Origin of the sequence: Acinetobacter sp. TTH0-4 (assembly GCF_015602665.1) — a bacterium.
Lineage (GTDB): Bacteria > Pseudomonadota > Gammaproteobacteria > Pseudomonadales > Moraxellaceae > Acinetobacter > Acinetobacter albensis.
Genome location: NZ_CP059079.1, coordinates 1,914,029 through 1,938,589, shown reverse-complemented (window position 1 = coordinate 1,938,589; position 24,561 = coordinate 1,914,029). Strand labels below are relative to the sequence as shown.

Annotated in this window: 18 protein-coding genes, 1 tRNA gene and 2 pseudogenes; 13 read left to right on the top strand and 8 right to left on the bottom strand. The window is 39.3% G+C overall.

Annotation, left to right across the window (positions count from 1 at the left end; translation table 11 throughout):
* The first annotated feature begins 17 nt into the window (after window positions 1-17).
* Window positions 18-1,277 carry a GGDEF domain-containing protein gene (locus H0S58_RS09075; RefSeq protein WP_195726336.1) on the top strand — a complete coding sequence of 420 codons (1,260 nt, stop codon included), beginning with the start codon at window positions 18-20 and terminating at the stop codon, window positions 1,275-1,277.
* A gap of 55 nt (window positions 1,278-1,332) precedes the next feature.
* Here H0S58_RS09075 and argG read toward each other — a convergent pair whose 3' ends face one another.
* Entirely contained in the window at window positions 1,333-2,676 is a 1,344-nt protein-coding gene (argG, locus tag H0S58_RS09070) for an argininosuccinate synthase (RefSeq protein WP_195726335.1), read from the bottom strand.
* A 720-nt stretch (window positions 2,677-3,396) separates the two neighbouring features.
* Between argG and lldP the strand changes: the two genes are divergently transcribed.
* The 8 genes and pseudogenes from lldP (at window position 3,397) to H0S58_RS09030 (ending at window position 12,908) form a co-directional block, all read left to right on the top strand.
* Window positions 3,397-5,067, top strand: a complete 1,671-nt coding sequence (gene lldP / locus H0S58_RS09065; RefSeq protein ID WP_171256845.1) for an L-lactate permease — start codon at window positions 3,397-3,399, stop codon at window positions 5,065-5,067.
* Between the two features lie 21 nt (window positions 5,068-5,088).
* Complete coding sequence (gene lldR, locus H0S58_RS09060) at window positions 5,089-5,832, top strand: transcriptional regulator LldR (RefSeq protein WP_193890051.1); 744 nt, start codon at window positions 5,089-5,091, stop codon at window positions 5,830-5,832.
* Window positions 5,833-5,837: 5 nt separating this feature from the next.
* Complete coding sequence (lldD, locus tag H0S58_RS09055; RefSeq protein WP_195726334.1) at window positions 5,838-6,992, top strand: FMN-dependent L-lactate dehydrogenase LldD; 1,155 nt, start codon at window positions 5,838-5,840, stop codon at window positions 6,990-6,992.
* A gap of 286 nt (window positions 6,993-7,278) precedes the next feature.
* Window positions 7,279-8,982: a D-lactate dehydrogenase gene (dld, locus tag H0S58_RS09050; protein WP_195726333.1), complete on the top strand. Its 1,704-nt coding sequence runs from the start codon at window positions 7,279-7,281 to the stop codon at window positions 8,980-8,982.
* Window positions 8,983-9,161: 179 nt separating this feature from the next.
* A complete protein-coding gene (locus H0S58_RS09045; RefSeq protein ID WP_195726332.1) occupies window positions 9,162-11,195 on the top strand; it encodes an NADPH-dependent 2,4-dienoyl-CoA reductase in 2,034 nt (677 codons plus the stop codon).
* 87 nt (window positions 11,196-11,282) lie between these two features.
* Window positions 11,283-11,372: transfer RNA gene (locus H0S58_RS09040), tRNA-Ser, on the top strand.
* 104 nt (window positions 11,373-11,476) lie between these two features.
* Window positions 11,477-11,971, top strand: coding sequence for a hypothetical protein (locus tag H0S58_RS09035; protein WP_193894353.1), 495 nt, complete (start codon window positions 11,477-11,479; stop codon window positions 11,969-11,971).
* Window positions 11,968-12,908, top strand: a pseudogene (locus H0S58_RS09030) (IS5 family transposase). Before H0S58_RS09035 ends, H0S58_RS09030 begins: the two are co-directional and overlap by 4 nt.
* 45 nt (window positions 12,909-12,953) lie before the next feature.
* Here H0S58_RS09030 and antA read toward each other — a convergent pair.
* From antA to H0S58_RS09015, 3 genes and pseudogenes are all read right to left on the bottom strand, one after another.
* Window positions 12,954-14,357, bottom strand: a pseudogene (gene antA / locus H0S58_RS09025) (anthranilate 1,2-dioxygenase large subunit); the annotation flags it as partial.
* A 253-nt stretch (window positions 14,358-14,610) separates the two neighbouring features.
* Window positions 14,611-15,303 (bottom strand): pirin family protein, encoded by a 693-nt coding sequence (locus tag H0S58_RS09020; RefSeq protein WP_195726331.1) that lies wholly within the window; start codon window positions 15,301-15,303, stop codon window positions 14,611-14,613.
* Between the two features lie 185 nt (window positions 15,304-15,488).
* The gene (locus tag H0S58_RS09015) at window positions 15,489-16,733 is read right to left on the bottom strand and encodes a L,D-transpeptidase family protein (RefSeq protein WP_195726330.1); all 1,245 of its coding nucleotides are present in this window, start codon (window positions 16,731-16,733) and stop codon (window positions 15,489-15,491) included.
* Window positions 16,734-16,935: 202 nt separating this feature from the next.
* Here H0S58_RS09015 and hemE point away from each other — a divergent pair, with 202 nt between their 5' ends.
* From hemE to H0S58_RS08995, 4 genes are all read left to right on the top strand, one after another.
* On the top strand, window positions 16,936-18,006 hold the full coding sequence (gene hemE, locus H0S58_RS09010; RefSeq protein ID WP_053579917.1) for a uroporphyrinogen decarboxylase: 1,071 nt from the start codon (window positions 16,936-16,938) through the stop codon (window positions 18,004-18,006).
* Window positions 18,007-18,044: 38 nt separating this feature from the next.
* Window positions 18,045-18,857: a DUF817 domain-containing protein gene (locus H0S58_RS09005; RefSeq protein WP_227592275.1), complete on the top strand. Its 813-nt coding sequence runs from the start codon at window positions 18,045-18,047 to the stop codon at window positions 18,855-18,857.
* Between the two features lie 136 nt (window positions 18,858-18,993).
* Window positions 18,994-19,464, top strand: a complete 471-nt coding sequence (locus tag H0S58_RS09000) for a DUF3015 family protein (protein WP_195726328.1) — start codon at window positions 18,994-18,996, stop codon at window positions 19,462-19,464.
* Window positions 19,465-19,536: 72 nt separating this feature from the next.
* Complete coding sequence (locus tag H0S58_RS08995) at window positions 19,537-21,423, top strand: DUF4105 domain-containing protein (protein ID WP_195726327.1); 1,887 nt, start codon at window positions 19,537-19,539, stop codon at window positions 21,421-21,423.
* 180 nt (window positions 21,424-21,603) lie between these two features.
* On the opposite strand, the gene H0S58_RS08990 is transcribed toward H0S58_RS08995, so the two are convergent.
* The 4 genes from H0S58_RS08990 to trpC all read right to left on the bottom strand — a co-directional run bounded on the left by H0S58_RS08990 (window position 21,604) and on the right by trpC (window position 24,549).
* Complete coding sequence (locus H0S58_RS08990) at window positions 21,604-22,041, bottom strand: hypothetical protein (protein ID WP_195726326.1); 438 nt, start codon at window positions 22,039-22,041, stop codon at window positions 21,604-21,606.
* Between the two features lie 359 nt (window positions 22,042-22,400).
* Window positions 22,401-22,949, bottom strand: coding sequence for a GTP cyclohydrolase I FolE (gene folE, locus H0S58_RS08985; RefSeq protein WP_171250387.1), 549 nt, complete (start codon window positions 22,947-22,949; stop codon window positions 22,401-22,403).
* Between the two features lie 97 nt (window positions 22,950-23,046).
* The gene (locus tag H0S58_RS08980) at window positions 23,047-23,730 is read right to left on the bottom strand and encodes a Smr/MutS family protein (RefSeq protein WP_053579923.1); all 684 of its coding nucleotides are present in this window, start codon (window positions 23,728-23,730) and stop codon (window positions 23,047-23,049) included.
* Window positions 23,731-23,742: 12 nt separating this feature from the next.
* The gene (gene trpC / locus H0S58_RS08975; RefSeq protein ID WP_193892837.1) at window positions 23,743-24,549 is read right to left on the bottom strand and encodes an indole-3-glycerol phosphate synthase TrpC; all 807 of its coding nucleotides are present in this window, start codon (window positions 24,547-24,549) and stop codon (window positions 23,743-23,745) included.
* Window positions 24,550-24,561 lie beyond the last annotated feature (12 nt).

Sequence of the window (24,561 nt, the reverse complement as noted above, 5' to 3'; positions counted from 1 at the left end):
TGACATCATGCTTGCATATGAACGACAAGTATAATTTAGCAAAACTACAAGACGATAAAGAAAAAATAGAACGACTAATTGCACATCAAAGTCGCCGTATCGGCCACGTTTTTCCGAAAGAAATGGAGCATGAGTTTTGGGCGAAAAATTTAGAACGTGCACGCAAACATGTCGAAAAATATGTATGGAGTGGAGTTCTCGTTTATTTTATTTTTATCGTGGTCATGGTGCCAACAGATTATTTCATCATTGACCAACAATATTTCTTGGATGATTTTTTTCGTTCTCTGATCAGTTTGACTAATGTAGGTCTGTGTTTACTGATTTTATTTTTCTTTGCTTATTTTTCTAAATTGCGTCCTTATTTTACTTACGCCAGTATTTTTCTGATGTTTTGGGCTATTGTTTCAACTTCATGGCTCACCATGACAGCAAAAACCATTGAACTCCAACATCAAGCTATGGCGATTGTGGGTATAATTTATATTCTTAGCTATATTTTGACTGGGGTAAAGCCTATTTACTTGCTATTCACGGGTCTATTGGCAGCGCTGGCGACAATTATTTTGTTTGCTACATTTAATATTCATTTTAATACGATTGCACTTGCACGAATTTTATTCGGAAGTTGTTTATTGGGTTTTGTTATTAGCCACATGATTTTTGCACGCGAACGAATGATCTATTTATATGCATTACGCGCTAAAATGAGTGAGAATATTCATCGTATTTATAATTCAGAATTATTACATTTAAGCCAGCATGATGAGCTAACTAAAATCTCTAATCGTCGAACCTTTGATGAAACCTTGAATACGCTTTTTCAACAGGCGCGTGAAAATGAAACCTCTTTGTCTATTTTATTCATTGATGTAGATTTTTTTAAAAAATATAACGATTTTTATGGTCATCAAAAAGGTGACAATGTCATCTCTGCAATCGCAAAATCGATAAAAAATGCCATACGTTATATGGACTTTGTTGCTCGCTATGGCGGAGAAGAGTTTGTGGTTTTATTGCCAGAAACCAATGCACATGGCGCATATGCAGTGGCTTCAAATATCTATAAAGCGATTGAGCGTTTAGAAATTTCACATGAGAAATCTTCGGTATCCGATTACATTACGATTAGTTTGGGAATTACCGTTTATCAGGGTGAAACTGAAATTAATAAAGATGAATTATTGGTGGTTGCGGATCAAGCTTTGTACCGAGCGAAAGAGTTAGGCCGTAATCAAATTTATTACCAATCGATACGTACGATTCAAACGATCTAACTGTAAAAATGATAAAAAAAACCGCCTAATCAGGCGGTTTTTTTGCGAGCAAAAATTATTTATTTTTGTCTTTGAGTTGAGGAACAGTTGAACCTGTACCGACTGCAAGTAGCCCTACGTTGGTATAAAGACCTAACTTGGCACGAGTATCGGTAATATCAAGATTACGCATGGTTAACTGACCAATACGATCCATTGGAGAGAACATTGAATCACCTTTTTCCATGGTTAAGCGTTCAGCTTCATAGGTTAGGTTTTCTGATTCGGTGTTCATAATGGTGTAATCGTTACCGCGACGAAGTTCTAAAGTCACAGTGCCTGTTACAGCTTTCGCAACCCAACGTTGAGCAGTTTCACGTAACATAAGTGCTTGAGAATCGAACCAACGACCTTGATATAACAAACGACCTAAACGTAAACCGTTAATGCGGTACTGTTCAATGGTATCTTCGTTGTGAATACCTGTAACAAGGCGTTCATAAGCAATATGGAGCAGAGCCATACCTGGAGCTTCGTAAATACCGCGAGATTTCGCTTCGATAATACGGTTTTCGATTTGATCCGACATGCCTAGACCATGACGACCACCAATACGATTCGCTTCAAGAATCAACTCAACAGGATCTTCAATACGTTGTCCGTTCAGTGCAACAGGCATACCTTCTTCAAAAGTGACTGTTACTTCCTCAGCTTTTACTTCAACATCATCTTTCCAAAATGCCACGCCCATGATGGGATCAACAATTTTAATTCCAGCATTTAAGTATTCAAGATCTTTGGCTTCATGTGTAGCACCCAACATATTCGAGTCAGTTGAATACGCTTTTTCTTTTGACATTTTATAGTCAAAGCCATTGTCGATGAGGAATTGCGACATTTCAGCACGGCCGCCTAACTCATCAATAAAAGTTTGATCTAACCATGGCTTATAAATTTTTAAGTTGGGATTGGTTAATAAACCATAACGGTAGAAACGTTCAATATCGTTTCCTTTATAGGTTGAACCGTCACCCCAAATGTTAACGTCATCTTCTTTCATCGCGGTAACAAGCATAGTTCCTGTTACTGCACGACCCAGTGGCGTCGTATTGAAATAAGGCACACCGCCAGTACTAATGTGGAATGCGCCACATTGAATCGCAGCAATACCTTCTAATGCAAGCTGTAAACGGCAATCGACCAAGCGTGCTTTTACTGCGCCATAAGCTTCAGCTTTTTTTGGAATAGCATCATAATCATCTTCATCTGGCTGACCTAAATTTGCGGTGTACGCATAAGGCTCAGCCCCTTTTTGTTTCATCCACAATAGCGCCGCTGAAGTATCGAGGCCACCAGAAAAGGCAATCCCAACTTTTTTACCTACGGGTACATTCTGCAAGATCGTTGCATTATCAGTCATTGTTAGTCCTAACGATATAAAATAGGCACCACGATAAATGGGTAGCCAAGGAGAATCTATAGTTGCTTCAATGATAGCACTTTTAGTCAGATTTTTTTTCGTAAAAATAGACAAACAAAAAAATATGTTTAATTTTAAAGGGAATGGATCGCTGCCGTACATCAGATGAAAAGGCTTTTTTGAGCGGTTTTAAATAGCCTGAAATGTAATTTAAAAATGCTGTCTGAAACTGAATAGGAGAATAAAACTACTGAATGATTTTTAGACTCTACAGACTGTATTTTTTTCAATCTTCAATCTTCAATCTTCAATCTTCAATCTTCAATCTTCAATCGATTGCGCTATAAAATTATTGCAAGATGGAAAAGCTATATGAAGCAATGCAAATCAAAAAGAAAAGAACCCAAAATGAGAGATTGGACTAAAGTTGTAGAGCTAATGTGTTTACGTCTTTTTTTATTAAAAATTGGCTAAAAAACAATAACAACGAATTTTTCCATTCAACCAATACGACTGAAATCATTATTTAATGACCTTAATATTGGTCATACCAATTTTAATTAAATTAGATAGTTGTTGATCTTTAATTCACTTGATTTTATTATTTAATCGTATTTTTGCAGGTTTTTAATTATTTTAGGTTTTATTGGTCATACCAATTTTAATAAAATCTATAATTCATCAGACCGCTGGTAGCGGACAAATAAGCATTTCAAGGAGATGACAATGCTTCAATCTTGGCAACAAATTTATGACCCTATGGGAAATATCTGGATTTCTAGTGCAATTGCGATGATCCCGATTGTTTTTTTCTTCCTTGCATTGGCTATCTTTCGTCTTAAAGGTAGCGTGGCAGGAACGATTACCGTTATTTTGGCACTTTTGGTTTCACTATTTGCGTATCAAATGCCAGCGACCATGGCATTTGCTTCCTTGGTCTATGGGTTTCTATATGGTTTATGGCCGATTGCGTGGATCATTATTGGTGCAGTATTTTTATATAAAATTTCAGTAAAAACGGGACAGTTTAATGTTATCCGTTCTTCGATTTTATCCATTACAGAAGATCAGCGTTTACAGATGTTATTGGTCGGTTTTGCTTTTGGAACCTTTCTTGAAGGTGCCGCAGGTTTCGGTGCTCCTGTTGCCATTACTGCTGCGTTATTGGTGGGTTTAGGCTTTAAACCTTTATATGCTGCAGGCCTATGCTTAATTGTGAATACTGCACCTGTTGCTTTTGGGGCGATGGGCATTCCAATTATTGTGGCAGGGCAGGTTTCTGGTGTCGATACCATGGAAATCAGTCAGATGGTGGGTCGTCAGTTACCGTTTATGGTGCCCGTGGTTTTAATTTGGATAATGGCCATTATGGATGGTTGGCGTGGGGTTAAGGAAACGTGGCCGGCTATTTTGGTGGGTGGTGGTTCTTTTGCCATCGCACAATATTTAACGTCTAACTTCGTGGGTCCAGAACTTCCAGATATTACTGCTGCGATTGCAGCATTGGTCAGTTTAACCATCTTGCTTAAATATTGGAAACCCAAACATATTTTCCGTTTTAGTCAGGAAGATGGCCAAGATGATGCAAGTTTAGTTGCCAGTCAGCAACAGACATATAGTCTTGCTCAAATTGCCAAAGCTTGGTCTCCATTCATGATTTTAACTGCCATGGTGACCATTTGGAGTGTGAAACCTTTTAAAGATTTATTCACTAAAGATGGCGCATTACACGATTTGGTGATTTCAATCAAAGTGCCTTATTTACATCAGTTGGTACAAAAAATGCCACCTGTAGTACCTGAAATTAAAGATTATGATGCAATTTTTAAATTTGATTGGTTTTCTGCAACGGGAACAGCCATTTTTATCGCCGCAGTGATTACCATCATTTTCTTGAAAATGAAACCAAAAGACGCAGTTACGACATTTGGTGAAACCATCAATGAATTAAAAGTACCCATTTATTCAATTGGAATGGTCTTGGCTTTTGCCTTTATTGCCAATTATTCGGGCATGTCTGCCACGTTGGCTTTGGCACTGGCACATACTGGACAAGCTTTTACATTCTTCTCACCATTTTTAGGTTGGATTGGCGTATTTCTGACTGGTTCTGATACCTCTGCAAATGCTTTATTTGCTGCATTACAAGCCACTACAGCACAGCAAATCGGTGTACCTGAAGTGTTATTGGTGGCCGCTAATACCAGTGGTGGTGTGACAGGAAAAATGATTTCTCCACAATCTATTGCAATTGCCTGTGCAGCAGTAGGACTTGTGGGTAAAGAGTCTGATTTATTTCGATTTACTGTGAAACACAGTATCGTTTTCACCATAATGATGGGTATCATCATTACCTTACAAGCATATGTGTTCCCATGGATGATTCCATAACACGCAATTGAGGTTCGGCACATGAAAGTCTCTGACAAAGTAGTACAAAACTTACGCATATTGATTGAGCAAGACAATATGCAGGTTGGAGATCGTTTGCCTGCCGAACGTAAATTATGTGAACAATTGGGTGTTTCGCGTTCATCGTTACGTGAAGCCATTCAGCAACTGATCAGTATGGGAATTTTGCTCAGTAAAGTCGGAGCAGGTACTTTTTTACAGCAACTTCCTAACAATTGGTCACAAGATCAAATTGTGCAGCCACTCAGTCTATTGATTGATCAAGATCCTGCTTATCGTTTTGATGTACAGGAAGCACGAACAATTTTAGAAGGTGGAACGGCTTGGTATGCGGCAGAGCGTGCTACGTCAGAAGACTTAAAAAATATTCGTGAATGCTATGATCAAATTGCCTATTTTCAGGGACTGGGTGATGACGATCAGGCAGCAAGGGCTGATGCTAAATTTCATCTTGCGATTGCTGAAGCTTCGCATAATTTGGTGCTGATTCAGATGATGCGTAGTCTCTTTGATTTATTGCAATTTAACGTAGTTCTAGGCCGTCGAAAAGTTTATTCAGAATCACATCGTTTTGATCAACTGCATGATCAACACTTTCAGGTGATGGCCGCAATTGAACGCCGAGATCCAGAAGCTGCACAAAAAGCAGTCTGTGGACATATTGAGTTTGTAGTGCAACAAGTACGCTCGATTGATGAGGAAGAAGCCCGTCGTCAGCGTGCGAGTCGATTAAACAGGATATAACTATTATGATTATTTCTTCTGCGAATGATTATCGTGAAGCTGCCAAGCGTCGCTTACCCCCGTTTTTATTTCATTACATTGACGGAGGAGCTTATGCAGAACATACGCTTAAACGTAATGTGGAAGACTTATCCAAAATTGCTTTAAGACAACGTGTGTTAAATGATATGTCGTCTTTAAGTCTAGAAACTCAGCTTTTTAATGAAACTTTGTCAATGCCAGTTGCTTTAGCACCAGTCGGATTAACGGGCATGTATGCACGTCGTGGCGAAGTACAAGCAGCTGTCGCAGCAGATCAAAAAGGTATTCCTTTTACGTTATCGACTGTCTCAGTCTGTCCAATCGAAGAAGTTGCACCTGTAATCAACCGCCCAATGTGGTTTCAACTGTATGTGCTGCGCGACCGTGGCTTTATGAAAAATGCTTTAGAACGTGCGAAAGCTGCGGGTTGCTCGACGTTGGTTTTTACTGTGGATATGCCTGTACCTGGGGCGCGTTATCGTGATGCACATTCCGGCATGAGTGGTCCCAATGCCGCTATGCGTCGTTATTTGCAATCGATGATGCATCCACAATGGGCATGGGATGTCGGTTTACATGGCCGTCCACATGATTTGGGCAATATTTCAAAATATTTGGGTAAGCCGACAGGTTTAGAAGATTATATTGGATGGTTAAGCAATAATTTTGATCCGTCTATTTCTTGGAAAGATCTAGAGTGGATTCGTGAATTTTGGGATGGCCCAATGGTGATCAAAGGGATTTTAGATCCTGAAGATGCCAAAGATGCAGTACGTTTTGGTGCCGATGGTATTGTCGTTTCAAACCATGGTGGGCGTCAGCTCGATGGTGTGTTATCCAGTGCCCGAGCGTTACCTCCAATTGCAGAGGCCGTTAAAGGCGATATTAAAATTCTGGCAGATTCAGGTATTCGTAATGGTCTAGATGTGGTGCGCATGCTGGCACTGGGGGCAGATACTTGTATGCTGGGCCGTGCATTTATTTATGCTTTAGGTGCCGCAGGTGGAGCGGGTGTATCCAATCTTTTGGATTTAATTGAAAAAGAAATGCGAGTAGCGATGACATTAACAGGTGCAAAAACCATTTCGGATATTAACTCTGATTGTTTGGTGAAATTGGATCGAGAGTTAGCTGACTAATTTATTTATTCATAAATTGTTACAACCAAAGGTGTTGGTTTGAATTTAATGTTCTGGCGTAGGTAATGTCTTACTTTTGAAGGATGAGCAGTGCACTGCGCAAGGTAACAAAATCCTTTGTTGAGCAGAAGGAACGTCCTTGTTCCTCTGCTCAACAGCGGCATCCATGCCGCTAATCGCGATAGCTGATATTTGGACAAATCATTCTTATTTTGAAAGTTGGTTTCTTATTTTAGTTATTAGATTTTATTAAAAAGCTAGAAAATCTAAATATGCAGGGTATCAAATGCAAGCTCACTCAGATTTACAACAAACCATTGATAAACTCATCAATATTGTGGGTAAAGCACATGTCCTGACCGATGAGAATGACACACGTTTATATCGTCAGGGGCGCCGTTACGGTTCTGGACGCGTTTTAGCCGTGGTTGTCCCAGGGTCTTTGCTTGAACAATGGCAAGTTTTACAAACAGCAGTCGAAGCAGACTGTATTGTGATTATGCAAGCAGCCAATACAGGTTTAACTGGAGGTTCCACACCATTTGGTGATGATTATGATCGTCCTGTATTGGTACTAAGTACACGTCGGTTGGCAGGTATTCAAGTGATTAACGAAGGTCAGCAAGTCATTTGTTTGCCCGGTGCGACTTTAGACAGATTGGAAAAAGAACTGGCGGTCTTTAATCGTGAGCCTCATTCAGTGATTGGTTCTTCCTGTATTGGTGCCTCGGTTTTAGGAGGTATTTGCAATAACTCGGGTGGGGCTTTGGTTCGTCGTGGGCCTGCATATACTGAACTGGCGCTCTATGCGCGAGTAAATGAAGTAGGTCAACTCGAATTGGTAAATCATTTGGGGGTGAATTTAGGCAGGACACCTGAAGAAATTTTATCTAAACTTGAAAATAGGCATTATCAACTGTCTGATATTGAAAATAATTCAAGTTGTTGTGCTTCTGACCAACGTTATGCACATGATGTAAAACAGATCGATGAAAATAGTCCTGCACGATTTAATGCTGATCCTTCACGTTTGTTTGAAGCATCAGGCTCAGCAGGTAAAATATGTGTATTTGCAGTACGACTGGATACCTTTGAGAAAATTCCAAGCCAAGTTTTTTATGTGGGAACCAACACACAACAAGACTTAACCGCAATTCGGCGGTTTTTACTCAAGGATTTACCACGCTTACCGATTGCGGGTGAATATATTCATCGCGTAGCGTATGACATTGGTGCCGAATACGGCAAAGATACATTTATGTTCATTGAAAAATTCGGTACGGCCAGAGTGCCTGCTGCGTTTGCTATGAAAGATAAAGTCGATGGCTATTTAGAAAAAATACACATGAAAGGCTGGTCAGATAAATTTTTACAACTGATGACTCGATTTTTGCCCCATCATTTGCCTAAGCGGATGACTGAATTTCGTGATTTATATGAACATCATTTGATTTTGCGCATTGAAAATCAGGACGTGGAACGCGTTCAACATTTTCTGGCACAATATTTTGCTGCAAATACTACAGGGTCTTATTTTTTATGTGATGAAGATGAAGGCCGTAAAGCTTTTTTGCATCGTTTCGCGGTTGCGGGGGCTGCGATACGTTATCGTGATACACATCGCAGTGAAGTAGAAGACATTGTGGCACTGGATATTGCCTTACGCCGTAATGACCATGAATGGGTTGAAACCCTGCCCAAAGCAATGGATAAGCTGATTATTCATAAACTTTATTATGGTCATTTCTTATGTCACGTTTTTCATCAAGATTATATTGTCAAAAAAGGCGTTGATCCACTCGAAATTGAGCATCAAATGTGGCACTTATTGGATCATCGAGGTGCTGAATATCCAGCTGAACATAACGTAGGGCATTTGTATATTGCGAAACCTGCTTTAAAAAATCATTATCAAAAACTTGATCCGACCAACAGTTTTAACGTTGGAATTGGTCATACAACAAAATTAAAAAACTGGAAATCATCATAATTTAAACTGGACAACAATGAGATGTCATATTTTAAGTGTAGTTTAAAGAACTACACTTTTTTTTGGGTCAAATTGACAATTCTTTGCTGACAAATTGCTTAAAAAGCCATAAACAAAATATAAAAAGTCGGTAGAGTAGTATGCAACAAGTTGCAAAGCCGACGAAATAAGGATTTATCATGACAACTCCATATGCAAATCTTTTAAAACCCCTTCATTTGGGTTTTACCACCATTAAAAACCGTGTTGTGATGGGGTCTATGCACACAGGTTTAGAAGATCGTTTTTATAATTATCCTAAACTCGCGGCATATTTTGGGGAACGTGCAAAAGGTGGAGTTGGATTGATCATTACTGGCGGTATTTCACCGAACCGTTCTGGTTGGTTGCTTCCTGCTGGCGGCACCATGAGTAATATCGCTGATGTTGCACCACATCGTTTAGTGACACATGCCGTACATAAGCATGGCGCAAAAATCTTGATGCAAATTCTGCATGCAGGTCGTTATGGTTATCAACCTTTTGTGGTGTCATCTAGTCCCATTAAATCACCGATTTCACCTTTTAAACCCCGTCAGATGAGTGAGAAACAGATTGTTTCGACCATTGAAGATTATGCCAACACTGCCAGCATTGCGAAAAAGGCAGGTTATGATGGTGTAGAAATTATGGGATCTGAAGGCTATTTACTGAATCAGTTTTTAAGCCGTCATGTGAACCAACGTGATGACCAATGGGGTGGAGATATTCAAAATCGAATGCGTTTTGCTGTAGACATTGTCAAAGCAATTCGTGAAAAAGTCGGTGAAAAATTTATTATTTGCTTCCGTTTATCGATGCTTGACTTGGTCCATGATGGCAACACTATGGATGAGGTTGTCACTATTGCACAAGCCCTTGAGAAAGCGGGTGTTACTTTGCTAAATACAGGAATTGGTTGGCATGAAGCACGTATTCCCACTATTGTAACCTCTGTACCACGTGCCGCATTTGCAGATTACACAGCAGAAGTGAAAAAGCATGTCACTATTCCGGTCATTGCCTCAAACCGTATTAATATGCCAGAAACTGCGGAAGCCATTTTAGCTGCGGGTAAAGCAGATATGGTGCAAATGGCACGTCCATTCTTGGCGGATGCATTTTGGGTCAACAAAACAGCCACCAATCGTGTGGATGAAATTAATACCTGTATAGCATGTAACCAAGCCTGTTTAGATCATACCTTTAAAAATCAACGTGCCACATGTTTGGTCAATCCACGTGCAGCTTACGAAACTGAATTGGTATACATAAAAACCAAAACACCGAAAAAAATTGCAGTGGTGGGCGGCGGTGTTGCGGGTATGTCAGCTGCAACAGTCGCTGCAAGCCGTGGTCATCAAGTGACTTTATTTGAAGCTGCTCGAGAGGTTGGAGGGCAGTTTAACTTGGCCAAAGTGGTTCCAGGTAAAGAGGAGTTTCATGAAACCATTCGCTATTTTAAGGTTCAGATTGAAAAAACAGGAGTAGAGCTGCGCTTAAATACCCGCGTCAATCGTGAACAGCTTGAACGTGAAGGTTTTGATGAGGTGATTGTTGCAACAGGAGTTGTACCGCGTGCTTTAAAAATTGAAGGTAGTCAGGCACCTCAAGTTTTATCTTATGCAGAAGTTTTACGAGGAGCTTTCGTTGGAAATCGTGTCGCAGTGATTGGGGCGGGTGGAATTGGTTTTGATGTATCTGAGTTTTTATTGAAACCTGTACATCAACCGCAGCCACAACCATTGGATGACTGGCAACGCGAATGGGGAATTGATCCAAATCCAAATTATGTTTCGGAAGGTGGGTTACAACCTGCACAAGTTGAGCATCCTGTTCGTGAAATTTATTTATTACAACGTAAAACGACAGCTCTTGGGATAGGACTAGGTAAAACTTCGGGTTGGGTGCATCGTGCTCAATTAAAAAAACATGCAGTCAAAATGTTACGAGGTGTCCAGTATAAAGCGGTTACAGATGAAGGTTTGTGGGTTGAAACCAATGGCTATGATCAACTTTTACGGGTAGATACTGTTGTGGTTTGTGCTGGTCAAGAATCAGTGAAAGATATTATGCCAAATGAAGGTGAAAATACTTTAGCCAATTACCATATTATTGGTGGTGCAAAATTGGCAGCAGAACTTGATGCCAAACGTGCTATTCGTGAAGGGGCCGAATTAGCAGCTAAATTATAAAGAGTTGGTGAAACAATATTCAGTCAAAGCAGATAGACCTAATTTTTTCTTGTCAGAAATTGAAAAGCTCTGTATTCTTGCCGACATGGAAGCGTGGCAGAGCGGTTTAATGCACCGGTCTTGAAAACCGACGAGGGTTTACCCCCTCCGTGAGTTCGAATCTCACCGCTTCCGCCAAATATCAACGACTTAGCCCCGATTATCGGGGCTTTGTTGTTTTTGGGGTTTATGCAACGTAAGCCTGTAGTAAGCTAAATAAAATAATATTTTGGAGAACGGTTTTGGGGTTAAATAGTAACTATATTCTTGCAGACTCGGATTTATTAGGAAGTTTTGGGTTTGAAGACTATTCTGTATTTTTAAATGTAGATGATAAAAGTTTTTTGCGACACTTAAAGAATGATGCAGAATTAAGTGATTTTGAGGAGTCTTTAAAGCTTTATTCTGCAGCCATCCACGAATATCGACATTACTTTGATATGACGCATACAACTTATGGGGTTACTCATTTTTATAATTTAGATCAAGCATTAAGACAAAGATTTAAGCAGAATAAAGGTGATGAATTTAGTTTTCATAAAATAAAAATTTTTACGAATGAATTAAAAAAGATTAGATATCCATCTTATTACAGTCATTTATGGCAGGAAGATAATAGTAAGCAATGGGAGTTGCGACCTACTATCGGAAAGGTCTTTGATTCTTATGGGCACGTATCGGCTTTGTTGCACAAACCTATCTGTAAAGGGTTTTTCAGCGATATAATTTTCAAATGAAGAAGCCTACACACAAAATCTACCGCACAACCAATTGGCCCGCATATAACCGAGCACTCATGAGTCGCGGAAATATTGCCATTTGGTTTGATCCTGCTACGCAATGGTATGCTCCATCAAAAGGCAAACAAGGGCGAAATCAAACATACTCCGACGCAGCCATCCAATGCTGCTTAATGATTAAATCCTTATTCCGTCTGTCTTTACGTATGGTCACTGGCTTTGTGCAAAGTCTGATTAAACTTCGTGGCTGAGCAGCCCCGAATATCAGTGATATTCGTACAGTACGCTTTGTAGAAGACAAAAGCATATTGATATTGCAATCAGCTACCAAAAAAGTAGCGATGGGCTGCATCTACTCATAGACTCTACAGGCATGAAGTTTCTAGGTGAGGGCGAATGGAAACGCAAGAAACATGGACCTGAATATCGTCGCCAATGGCGTAAACTTCATATTGGTATAGATGCTAAAACCCTGCAAATACGAGCAGTTCAGCTTACAACCAATAATGTCAGTGATTCACAGGTGCTTGGTGATTTACTTAATCAGATTCCACAAGATGAGCGGATTAACTCTGTTTATACCGATGGAGCTTATGACACCAAGCAATGCCGTCAGGTCATTGCAGATCGGCAAGCGCATGCGGTGATTCCACCTAGAAAAAATGCGAAACCATGGAAAGATACAAAGAGTAGCTCGCTAGAGCGAAATGAATTACTTCGAACAATTAAACGTTTAGGCAGGACACTATGGAAAAAATGGTCAGGCTATCATCGGCGAAGTTTGGTTGAAACTAAGATGCATTGCATCAAATTATTAGGAGATAAACTCAGTGCAAGGAGTTTTGATAGCCAAGTGAATGAGATCCATGCACGTGTAGCAGTCCTTAACAGATTTACGGAATTAGGTCGACCACTTACCCAAGTTACGCCTTAAATTTGGCTCAATTAGGGGCGCTTTGCATTTCAAATCTTTGTGCAACAAAGCCGTGTGTTGCTCGAAAGTCACATCTTGCATTTTTAAGGCTTTTTTGCTTAAGCCATTCAGCATTAAACGTTGCCATTGACCATGTTGATTGACATATAAGCCTTCATGGGTAAATTCACGTCCAGTAATCACAGGTTTAATATCTAAATTCTGGGCATTTTTAGTGCTTCCATATTCCCAAGTATGATGACCTCGTGAAATATCGCTCCAACGTTCAAGACGTGCTTGGAAACCTTTCTGTTGCTCACGGAATTCAACCAAATCATCTGGTGTACCTAAGCCCGATACATTAAAGAAATCTTCGAACTGACGAATACGATTACGACGTGCTTCTGCAGATTCGCCTTTTACCCCAATACACTGGCTAATCACTTCTGTTTTATTCCAAGCAACGGGACGGATAATACGTAATTGCGAGCTAATTTGATCCATAAAAAACAGACTAGGGTATAAGTTCAAGTTTCTTAAACGGTGCATGGCCCATTCCGCACGTTTTTCCCCGTATTTTTCTAAAAGGTAGGGCATGACCGTGCTATAACCCGGACGAACCGTTGGGTTTGGCATATCACTGAATAAAACACTATGACCATTTTTAAAGCTGAACCAGCCATCATCTGTTGCGGAATCGCCAGCACCTAATTTACTGTAATCTAGTGTGTCAAGGTCTGCGCCTTTGTCGATATTGACTTGATGACGATGCTGAACCGTAGACACGTAGTTATAGTGCACTGTGCTCACGTGGTAACCGTCTAAACCATTTTCGTTTTGGAGTTTCCAGTTTCCTGCAAAGGTATAAGCAGATTTACCTTGTAATACTTCAAGTTCACCTGTTGGAGACTGATCAACCATCAAATCAAGGAAGACTTTTGCATCGCCCAAGAAATCTTCTAAAGAATCTGTAGCTTGACTATCTAAGCTTACAAACACGAAACCACGGTAGCTGGCGATACGACCTTGTTTAAGACCACGCGTCGTTTTATCAAAGTGTTCACAATATTCACCTGGTGCTTTGACTTTGATCAGACGGCCATCAGATTTATAGGTCCATGCATGGAACGGGCAGGTGAATGTGGCTTGATTCCCTTTGCTAACACGCGTTAAGGTTGCACCACGGTGCTCACAGGCATTGACCATCGCATGAAGTTTGCCATTATTATCACGGCTTACGATGATTGGTTGACGGCCAATTTGAACAGTGACAAAATCATTGTTTTTCGGAATTTCACTTTCGTGACAAGCATAAATCCAGACTTTTTCGAAAATTTGTTCCATCTCTAAATCAAATAATTCAGTTTCAGTGAACATGTCACGGGCAATACGATAAACACCGTCATGTGGACGAAAATCGATACAATTTTTAATAAAATCTTGCCATTCAGTAATGCTGCGTGAGGTCATGGTTTTAATCCTCTAGTCCATTAGGGTATTCCCCCATTGAACCGAAATTCAGCTTGAGTAGCTATCCGAATTCTCCTAATCTTTATCCATTTTTTAGTGAATTAATTTTTTAGAGCAGGGTGAATATCAGATTTGTACTTTTATTAAAAATTGATAAAAATAAATAATCTAATCATTTTCGTTCTGTTAAAACAAAAAAGCCTCATTTGAAAATGAGGCTTAATCAACAGAGTGAATTCTTGTCGAATTTATCTTAAGCTTTGGGTAAATCAAACCAAATCATTTGACTGTCTTCAAGTGCTTCAATTTGAGCAGCATCTTCAAAAGCAATTGCATCACCAGCCGACAAGATATGTTCTGCAATCTGGATTGAACCTGAGATCAAATGCACATAATTAAGCGCTTGAGTCATTTCTACAGCTAAAGCCTGTCCTTTCTCAATCACTGCACTTTTAACTTCAGCTTGTTGACGAATATGCATCAGCGCATTGGGATTGGGTCCTGCAATTACATGCCATTGATTGGGTTGTTCCTGAGGATCACATTTGACTTGCTGATAATTGGGTTCAGCATTACGTACATCGGGATGAATCCAGATTTGCAATAAATGAACAGGAACATCACTATTATTGATTTCACTGTGTTTTACGCCTGTTCCGGCACTCATTAATTGCCATTCACCTGCAGGAATATGACCTTCATTGCCCATGCTATCGCGATGTGAAATCGTTCCGTCTAATACACAGGTCAAAATTTCCATATTATCGTGCGCATGTGTGCCAAAGCCATTTTGGGCTGCAATCCGATCGTCATTAATGACCCGAAGTACACTCACGCCCATATAATTAGGATCATACCAACTACCAAATGAAAAGCTATGTTTTGAGTCAAGCCAGTCGATATTGACATGACCTCGTTTTTCACTGCGATGGATAAAAGCGTTCATGGAGATTCCTTATATTTATTTCACTATAGAGCCATTTTAAGATTGTTGTTTTTATTTAAAAATAGATTAAAAGCAACAAATCATTCTATTAATGCAACGTATCAAAGAACCATGTTCATTGTTAAAAGTAAAACAGCCTGCATTTATGCAGGCTGTTTTACTAGGCTTAAAGTACTCAGTTCAGATTATTCCAAGAACTTGACGGTCACGCCTGATTTAACTTTTTTGCCTAAATCGTTGGCATCCCAGTTGGTTAAACGAATACAACCATGCGATGCTGTTTTAGAAATGGCTGAAGGATTTGGCGTACCATGAATACCAAATGATTTTTTGCTTAATCCAATCCAGATATTACCTACAGGGCCATTCGGGCCAGGTGGTAAAGACAATGGTTTAGTATTTTTACCTTGAACAAAATTACTTGGAGAATAGCTATACCATGGGTTTGGCGCGACACCCGTTACCTTATAGGTTCCTGTTGGAGAGGGCGTGTCAGAACTACCAATAGTGGCAGGGAATGAGCCAATCATTTGGTTGCGACTGTTAAACAAATACAGTTGTTTTGCACCTTTGTGCGCCACAATGAGATGAATATCTTCAGGAACTTCATTACGAATATTGGCTACGACCAGTTTCTCACCGGCTTTTTTGAACGTTGCTTTTGGATTTAACTTTTTCAAAAAGTCTTCATCCATGTGGAACTTTTCACTGAGCATCTCAGTCACACGTGTGTAATACAAGCCTTTCATTTTAGCCTGTAACGCGTAATCGTGTGGAATAGAGGCAGCATACGGGCCTTTCAGATCTGCTTCAGTGATCGTATATTCAACAAATGCTGGTTTAGATCCTTGCTTAGCAAGAAGTGCATCCCAAGTTTCTTGGGTTAATGTACCTGTTGGTTTTAAACCGTTCATTTGTTGGAATGAAGCAATTGCCTTAAGCGTATTTTTACCGCTTGAACCATCAATCGCACCTGGAGAAGCATGGGCATTATTTAACATGACATGCGCACGTGCATAAGCTGGAAATTGCCCTTTTCCAATGTCTTCATACCATTCAGCATTGTTGATGCCATCAAGCGTCCATGCGGCTTTAGCCGCACCAGTATTTGTGCTTTTTACTGCTGTAGTGGTTGGTGTCGCTGATGTTGAAGCTGTGCCAATAGCCGCACTATTGTCTTCAGCGTTCTCAAAATCTTGTAAAGTTTTTGAGGCCTTATTCAAGTCTTGCTGTTCTTGTTGTGTAATTTGGCTTTCACCCGTGGTTTTAGCACTTGAGGCTGCTTCAGTGGCAAGTGGATCAATAGGATCTTGCACTGCAGTATCTGTAATCTTAGTAAGATTCAAGGGTTGTTCAGCAGTGGATGCGGCAAATGCTGTACCCGCAAAAATACAACTTAAACTCATAGCGAGTAATGTGCGAACGAACATGTGATTCAACCTTAAGAATTATTCATTAACATGGTGATAAAACAACATAAGTATTGCAGAAAAAATGAGGAGATGCAGTAGTTGTTTTGTTTAAAACTGATTTTAGAAGGAACTGTATAACGTTTTAAATACGCGAGAAGTTATTAAATATGCAGCCTTTTTGCTATGATGGGCCAGAGATTTAAAATGAGATGGGAAGTAAATGACGGCGCTAAAAAATGATCGTTTTCTACGGGCCTTATTACGCGAGCCAGTAGATACCACACCAGTTTGGATGATGCGTCAAGCAGGACGTTATTTGCCAGAATATCGTGCAATGCGAGCCCAAGCAGGGGATTTTCTGTCTTTATGTAAAAATAATGATTTTGCTTGTGAAGTTACTCTGCAACCTTTACGCCGTTATGATCTAGATGCTGCCATTCTATTTTCAGATATTTTAACCATTCCTGATGCTTTGGGCTTAGGTTTATATTTTGAAGCTGGAGAAGGCCCCAAATTTCATAAGACCATTCGTACAGAACACGATGTCGTCAATTTACCTAATTTTAATGCGAAATCTGATTTAGATTATGTCATGAATGCCGTGACGACTATTCGTTCGGCCTTGGGTGGACAGGTTCCGTTGATTGGATTTTCTGGTAGTCCTTGGACACTGGCTACTTATATGATTGAGGGTGGTTCGAGTAAAGATTTTCGCTACACTAAAAATATGATGTATGCGCAGCCTGAAGTTTTACATGCTTTGCTTGATCGTTTAGCTATAGCAGTTATTGATTATTTAAATGCACAAATTGAAGCGGGCGCACAAGCAGTACAGATTTTTGACAGTTGGGGAGGAGCACTTGCCCACCGTGAATACATCGAATTTTCCCTCAATTATATGCAGAAAATTGTTGCTGGTTTAAAACGTGAACATGAAGGTCGCAAAGTTCCCGTTATTTTATTTACCAAAGGTGGCGGGCAGTGGTTAGAACCGATGATTGCGACGGGTGCGGATGCCTTTGGTTTAGACTGGACTACACCGCTTAATGTTGCACGTCAAACCGTAAATGGTCGGGCGGCAATTCAAGGTAATTTAGATCCTGCCACTTTGTATGGAACACCTGCCTCCATTGCTAAAGCCACCAAAGCCATGCTGGATGATGCCTATGCCAATGGTGAGAAAACAGGATATATCGCTAACTTGGGGCATGGAATTACCCAGTGGGTCGATCCTGCAAATCCTAAAGCGTTTATTGATACTGTGCACGAATATAGTGCCAAATATTTTTAAGAATGTGTGTATCAATTCATCTTTAGGGCTACACCGTGATTAACATTTTTAAATCATGTTTTGAATTTTCATTTAAGGCAGCTTCGGCTGCCTTATTTGGAATTTTACTGCTCATCGCTTTTGCACTAACTGCACCTATGGGGGGGCAAGAATTTTACGGCTTTTTTCGTTATGACTATTTATTGTTTTACGCGCTTAGCATTCAAGTTTGTCTTATTTATTTAAAATTGGAGTCTTGGGCTGAAGCCAAGGTCATCGCTTTGTTTCATATTATGGCGATGGTGATGGAAATTTTTCTGACTCATCCGAACATTGCTTCATGGCAATATCCACAACCTGCTGTATTAAAAATCATGACTGTGCCCTTATTTGCAGGATTTATGTATTCAGCGGTGGGAAGTTTTTTTGCACGATCCTTAAAGCTTTATCAGGTTTCATTTGAAAAATTACCCAGTTTTTTAAATATGATATGTTTGGCTGTATTCTCCTATCTTAATTTTATGAGTAAATTTTTTATTCCAGATGTGCGTGTTTTGCTGTTTGTATGGAGCATTATTATTTTTTGGAAAACTAAAATTTACTTTAGATTACAACAGCATGACATCAAACTCCCTGTTTTACCAATATTGGGTATTTTGGCATTTATCATTTGGATTGCAGAAAATATCAGTACATTTTATCAGATTTGGCTTTACCCCAGTCAAGTGGATGCTTGGCATATGGTGGGTTGGGGAAAACTGGGTTCGTGGTATTTACTCCTTATTTTAAGCTTAGTATTGGTGTTGAAAATTTTAGGCAATCGAACTCAAAATGGAAACTGGACGCTAAAAAATAATGATTTGAAATCATAAAATAAGGCCTAGATAACTTTAATATAAATTGTTTTGCGTTATGCACCAGATGTCGTTATCTTTAAGCAGTGTAATAAAAATTACACAATAGTGAATAATTAAAAAACACACGGATAATAAACTCTGGAGTATAGCCATGTTAAAAAAATTAGCTTTAGTTGCAGTCGTCGCACTCGGTTCTAGCGCTGCATTTGCAGATCGAGATGTTGGCTGTGGTATTGGTTCTCAAGTGTGGGCAGGTCAGTCTGGTAAAGTGCCTAAAATTCTTGCTGCGACCACCAATGGACTTTTTGCAAATCAATTATTCGGTATTACGTTTGGTACACTTGGCTGTAGCGGCACCGGTACTGTTACGGCTCAAGCCGTGACATTTACCAATGAAAATGCTGAATCTTTGGCACGTGACATGGCGGTGGGTCAAGGTGAAAGCCTCAATGTTTTGGCTGAATTACTGAACATTAAATCTGAAGATAAAGCACGATTCTTTGCGGTATCTAAACAAAATTTCTCTGAAATTTATTCAGCAGATCACCAAGACTCTTTACAAGTTTTAGCCTCTTTACAAGCGGTCATGGCACAAGATGCTGTGCTTAAAGCCTACGTATAATTTTTTATTAAAAACCCTGTCACATTGATGGGGTTTTTCTCACTTTTTCTGCATGATAAATATAAGATTTACATGAAACTAATCGCGTTATTTTTTGCTTTAATTTCTTCCACTGTTGCCTATTCAGCAACTCCCGCACAAAGTGCTCAATTTTATTTAGAACGTGCTGAACAGCATAAACTAGATCAAGATGTGACTTGGCAAAGGCTGATGTATGCCGACGAAAAAAATCACAGTGAAGTGACATATTCAGGCTATTTTATTGCACCTGAAGGAAAAACCAATTTAAAACAAGAATTACAAGCCAATATTCAAGCTTTGTTTGAAACAGCGGTGCCAAATCAATCCGTCCGTTGTCGTTTTCCAGCTCGAAGTCAATGGTTAATGCAGCAGCTGAATATTCCAAAACAGGCACTGGCTCAGGTGGACTGCCCAGAATTGGATGATTGGATGGGGCAAATTAAACCCTATAAAGCGACCCTGATTTATGCAACAGACTTTATGGGAAATCCAAGCTCTATGTTTGGGCATACGTTATTGCGCCTAGATCCTAAAGACCAAAAACAACTGAATCTAGTCTCTTATGCAGTAAATTATGCAGCAACCGTAACAGAGGCGGACGGTTGGTCTTTTGCGTGGAATGGTTTAACAGGACAGTACCCAGGTGAATATTCACTCATGCCATACTATCGTAAAGTCAAAGAATATGGAGATTTAGAAAGTCGCGATTTATGGGAATATGAATTAAATTTAAGTCCAAAAGAAACCCGATTTTTGGTTGAACATATCTGGGAAATGAAACATGTAAATTTTCCTTATTATTTCGTTAGTGATAATTGTGCTTACCGCTTATTGGGATTAATTGATTTGGTCCGTCCTACGCTCAATTTAAAAAAACAATTTAAAGTTGCTGCAATTCCTGTAGAAACCATTAAAGCGATTGAACAGGAAGGTTTAGTTAAAGAAACAGTGTATCGACCTGCTTTGGAAACTCAATTGTTGTCACAAGCAAGACAACATGGTCGCTCTTTGGCAAAAGTGGCGCATACCTTGGTTTTTGTTGACGTAGATCAGATGCCTATTCTATTGCAAAAATATTCGGAATTAGATCGAGCTAAAATTTTAGAAATGGCCTATGACGATTTGTATTTACAATTCACAGGACGTCACGTTGAAGCCAGTGTTGCACAACCTCGTTTACGGCAATTACTGAGTTTACGCAGTCAAATTGAGCTGGAAAAACAACGCCAACCGCCAATTCAACCGAAAGTAGATCCAACCCAAGCGCATGATGCACGCCATTTTTCTGTAAATATGGGAGAAGTGCAAGGTCGAAAAATGATCGAAATAGAGCATCGTCAGGCTTATCATGACTTGCTTGATCCACAGGGTGGCTTTCGTACAGGAACACAATTATTATTTTGGGAGGGTGCAATTCAATATCGTGAAGACGAATTTAAATTAGAGCATTTCGATTTTCTTGCAGTTAACTCTTACAATCCCATCACACCCTTTAAAACGCCACTGAGTTGGGGCTTTAATTTTGGCTGGCAGCAAGAAGCTTTAAACCAAAATGGACAATTTAGTGAAGATGAGCAACATGGGGTTGCCAATTTAAATCTACAAATGGGCTATAGCGCTGCTGATCAACAGCGTGAACATGTATGTTATGCCCAAATACAGAATCATCTACAAATGGGTAAAGTGCTAGATAAAGGTTGGCGAATGGGTTTAGGGCCGACCTTCGGTTGCCAAAATATTTGGACAGATCAAATCAATAGTTTGGTACAAGTGGAACTGCCTTATTGGCATGACAGCCATCAATGGCAATTTAAATTGAATACTCAAATACAGTATGTATTGAATAATCAAAATGCAATCCGTTTAAATTGGCAATTCCAGCAACAAGCACATAAAGACTGGACTAAAACCAGTTTAGGCTATGTACACTTTTTTTAGTTTGAACGGTATGATGATAGAAAATAAGGAATTTAAAAATCATAGGTTTTATTGATTGGCTATTTTAGTCGTTTAGTTTTTTTGAAAATAGTGAGAATGATAGAACTCACTGTATTTTTCATTTAAATAAAATTAAGCCCTGATCTTAAATCAGGGCTTAAAGAACACCATCCTTCAGTTTTATTTCTTAGATGCCGTTTTTTTTGATTTCTCTTTGCTTGGTTTATCCTTTGATTTGGAATCTTTGGATTTAGAAGACGAAGAACTAGACTTTGAAGTAGAGTCTTTGGTTTTACTCTGCTTATCCTTCTGATCCTTGGTCTTGGCACTTTTCGTTTTAGTGTCTTTATCTTTAGTTTTTAAATCCTTGGCTTGAGTGTCTTTAGCCTTGGACGTTAAATCTTTACTCTTTGTGTCTTTCGCTTTTGAGTCTTTGGTCTTGGTTTTAGATTGAGTTTTCGTTTTAGACTGAGTGTCTTTGCCTTTGGCATTCTTACTTTTAGATTCCGCTTTTGAGCTTTTAGTGTCCTGAGCATTGGTTTTTTTAACTGAAGTTTTGGACTTTAGTTCTTTATCTGGAGTTGCTGCTGCTGCATCTTTTTTCTTTGTAGTTGCCATGGGTGAAATTCCTTATATACTTTAATGTAAGAATCAAGCGATTGATTAAATCTAGACTAGTTACTGTATAGGCTTAAACACTAAAATTTTTGAATCCTGTGTTTCTAATTCTTTCAATGTAAAGTTTAAGTATCTAAATTTTTGATATTATTGTATTTATAAAATAGTTAAATAATAAAGATTACATGCTATCACAAAGCTCTTACTTAACTTCAGCAGAATTTGAAGCTTTAAGAGACCTTCAATACGGTCATTAAGCCACATGTAGAGAGAACAATAAGAAAATAGAAAAGGTAGAAGGACAAAAAAAGCTCCGAATATTCGGAGCTGTTAACATGTGAATTTAAGGATTCATCCGATTAGAAATTTTCAGGCAAAGCACTTAAAAATTCACGGCGTTCTTCTTTATTGGTTTTAAAATCACCAATAAATGACACTGTACGAGTGGTTGATTCTTGTTTACCCACACCACGCATCATCATGCACATATGCGCAGAATCAATCATCACGGCAACACCACGTGCTTGGGTGACTTCAGCCACAGCTTCAGCAATTTGTTGGGTTAGATTTTCTTGAATTTGCAAACGACGCGCAAACATTTCTGTAATACGGGCAAATTTTGACAAACCCAATACATTGCCTTCAGGCAAATAACCGATATGTACACGACCATAAAAAGGCAATAAATGGTGTTCGCATAATGAATAAAATTCAATATTTTTGACCAAAACCATTTCACGGTTATCAGAAGGGAAGACTGCATTATTGGTCACTTCTTCCAAAGTCTTGCTATATCCAGACGTTAGATAGGAAAAAGCTTTAGCAGCACGCATTGGCGTATCTTTTAGACCAGGACGATTAAGATCTTCACCAACGGCAGTTAAAATGTTGGTGTAGGATTGCTGCATAGACATAAGACGTGTTCACTTACACTGATATTGAACAAGGACGGCATTGTATCAGAAAACCATTACAATGCCCTGTTTTGGTGAAAAAAACCAATCACTATTTAAATTTAGGATTCTTTTCACTTCGTTTGAGTAAAACTAAAACTGCACCTGTACCACCTTGTTTTTCTGGTGCACTGACAAATGCTAAAACATCTCGGTGTTGACGAAGCCAACCATTGACATAGGTTTTTAAAATGGCTTCTGGTCCCTTACCATGCACAATTTTAATCACATTTTGATTTTCATCTTTTGCCATTTGAATAATTTGTAAAACAGCCATTCGTGCGTCTTCAACTGTACACCCATGTAGATCTACTGCTTCAAACCAACGTAAGTTGCCTGCTTTTAAATCTTCAAACACTTTGTGTTGCAGTGTAGCAATCCGATAGCTTAAAGTCGCTTGACTGGCCACTGGATTCAGCATGGCTTGAGTATCTGAAAGTTCTGCATTGTCCGTTTGCATTGGACCTATTGCGGATGCACGCTTAGCCAGCGTTTGGCTGTCCAATTTTTTTTTCTTGTCTTTTTCAATCTTTGCAATATTACTGGTGTCCATTTTTTTGACACCGTGCATAGATTTTTTGAACAATGCCTCATCATCTTCTGGTGCTGGTTCAACCTGAACTTTATGCTCAGGTTGTTTGGCAATCGCAGTTGAATGCGGAGAGGTGATTTGCTTTTTAAATGCGTTCAGTAAATCAAACTGAGCTTTAGAGAGCGAAGAATCGTGTTTACTCATAATCTTAATTATTTAAACCGTTTTTGGCTGTCCAAATAATGCAGTAAATGCATGATCTGGTCGAGGCTGTTTCATAAAACTTTCACCCACAAGGAAAGCGTGAATATCATTTGCTTGCATCATATCGACATCAGTTGGTGTCGCTATACCACTTTCAGTGATCAGTAAGCGTGAAGGCTCAAGTAATTTTTTTAAACGAATAGATGTATTTAAATCGACATCAAAGGTTTTTAAATTACGGTTATTTACACCCAATAAGCAACGCTCTGAAAGTCTTAATGCACGTTCAAGTTCATTTTCATCATGCACTTCAACCAGTACATCCAAATTATACTCAAAAGCAGTTTTCGACATTTCTTCTAATTGCTGATCTGATAAACAAGCCACAATTAAAAGAATACAATCGGCATGTAACGCACGTGCTTCAATCACCCCATATGGGTCAATTAAAAAATCCTTACGTAACGCGGGTAGGTCGCAGTGATTTCGTGCAAGAGCAATATTTTCATCTGCACCTTGGAAAAAATCGATATCCGTCAGTACTGATAAACATGCAGCACCTGCTTGTTCATATTGTTGTGCAATTTCAGCAGGATTAAAGTTTTCACGAATAATCCCTTTTGAGGGTGAAGCCTTTTTAATTTCAGCAATCACACCGGGTTTTTTGCCGAGCAAGCTTTTTGTGAAGCCACGCACAGGTGTCGCAGCTTGCGCCAATTCTTCTACATCTTTTAAGCTGTGTTGTTTTAAACGTGCAGCAAATTCTATCTGTTTACGGTCAACAATTTTACCTAAAATGGTATTTGATATATCTAACATGACATTATTTCC

Bases quoted from the DNA above. Each gene is read 5' to 3' on its own strand.
- H0S58_RS09075 (WP_195726336.1), top strand. From the start codon at position 18: ATGAACGACAAGTATAATTTAGCAAAACTACAAGACGATAAAGAAAAA.
- argG (WP_195726335.1), bottom strand. From the start codon at position 2,676: ATGACTGATAATGCAACGATCTTGCAGAATGTACCCGTAGGTAAAAAA.
- lldP (WP_171256845.1), top strand. From the start codon at position 3,397: ATGACAATGCTTCAATCTTGGCAACAAATTTATGACCCTATGGGAAAT.
- lldR (WP_193890051.1), top strand. From the start codon at position 5,089: ATGAAAGTCTCTGACAAAGTAGTACAAAACTTACGCATATTGATTGAG.
- lldD (WP_195726334.1), top strand. From the start codon at position 5,838: ATGATTATTTCTTCTGCGAATGATTATCGTGAAGCTGCCAAGCGTCGC.
- dld (WP_195726333.1), top strand. From the start codon at position 7,279: ATGCAAGCTCACTCAGATTTACAACAAACCATTGATAAACTCATCAAT.
- H0S58_RS09045 (WP_195726332.1), top strand. From the start codon at position 9,162: ATGACAACTCCATATGCAAATCTTTTAAAACCCCTTCATTTGGGTTTT.
- H0S58_RS09020 (WP_195726331.1), bottom strand. From the start codon at position 15,303: ATGAACGCTTTTATCCATCGCAGTGAAAAACGAGGTCATGTCAATATC.
- H0S58_RS09015 (WP_195726330.1), bottom strand. From the start codon at position 16,733: ATGTTCGTTCGCACATTACTCGCTATGAGTTTAAGTTGTATTTTTGCG.
- hemE (WP_053579917.1), top strand. From the start codon at position 16,936: ATGACGGCGCTAAAAAATGATCGTTTTCTACGGGCCTTATTACGCGAG.
- H0S58_RS09000 (WP_195726328.1), top strand. From the start codon at position 18,994: ATGTTAAAAAAATTAGCTTTAGTTGCAGTCGTCGCACTCGGTTCTAGC.
- H0S58_RS08995 (WP_195726327.1), top strand. From the start codon at position 19,537: ATGAAACTAATCGCGTTATTTTTTGCTTTAATTTCTTCCACTGTTGCC.
- H0S58_RS08990 (WP_195726326.1), bottom strand. From the start codon at position 22,041: ATGGCAACTACAAAGAAAAAAGATGCAGCAGCAGCAACTCCAGATAAA.
- folE (WP_171250387.1), bottom strand. From the start codon at position 22,949: ATGCAGCAATCCTACACCAACATTTTAACTGCCGTTGGTGAAGATCTT.
- H0S58_RS08980 (WP_053579923.1), bottom strand. From the start codon at position 23,730: ATGAGTAAACACGATTCTTCGCTCTCTAAAGCTCAGTTTGATTTACTG.
- trpC (WP_193892837.1), bottom strand. From the start codon at position 24,549: ATGTTAGATATATCAAATACCATTTTAGGTAAAATTGTTGACCGTAAA.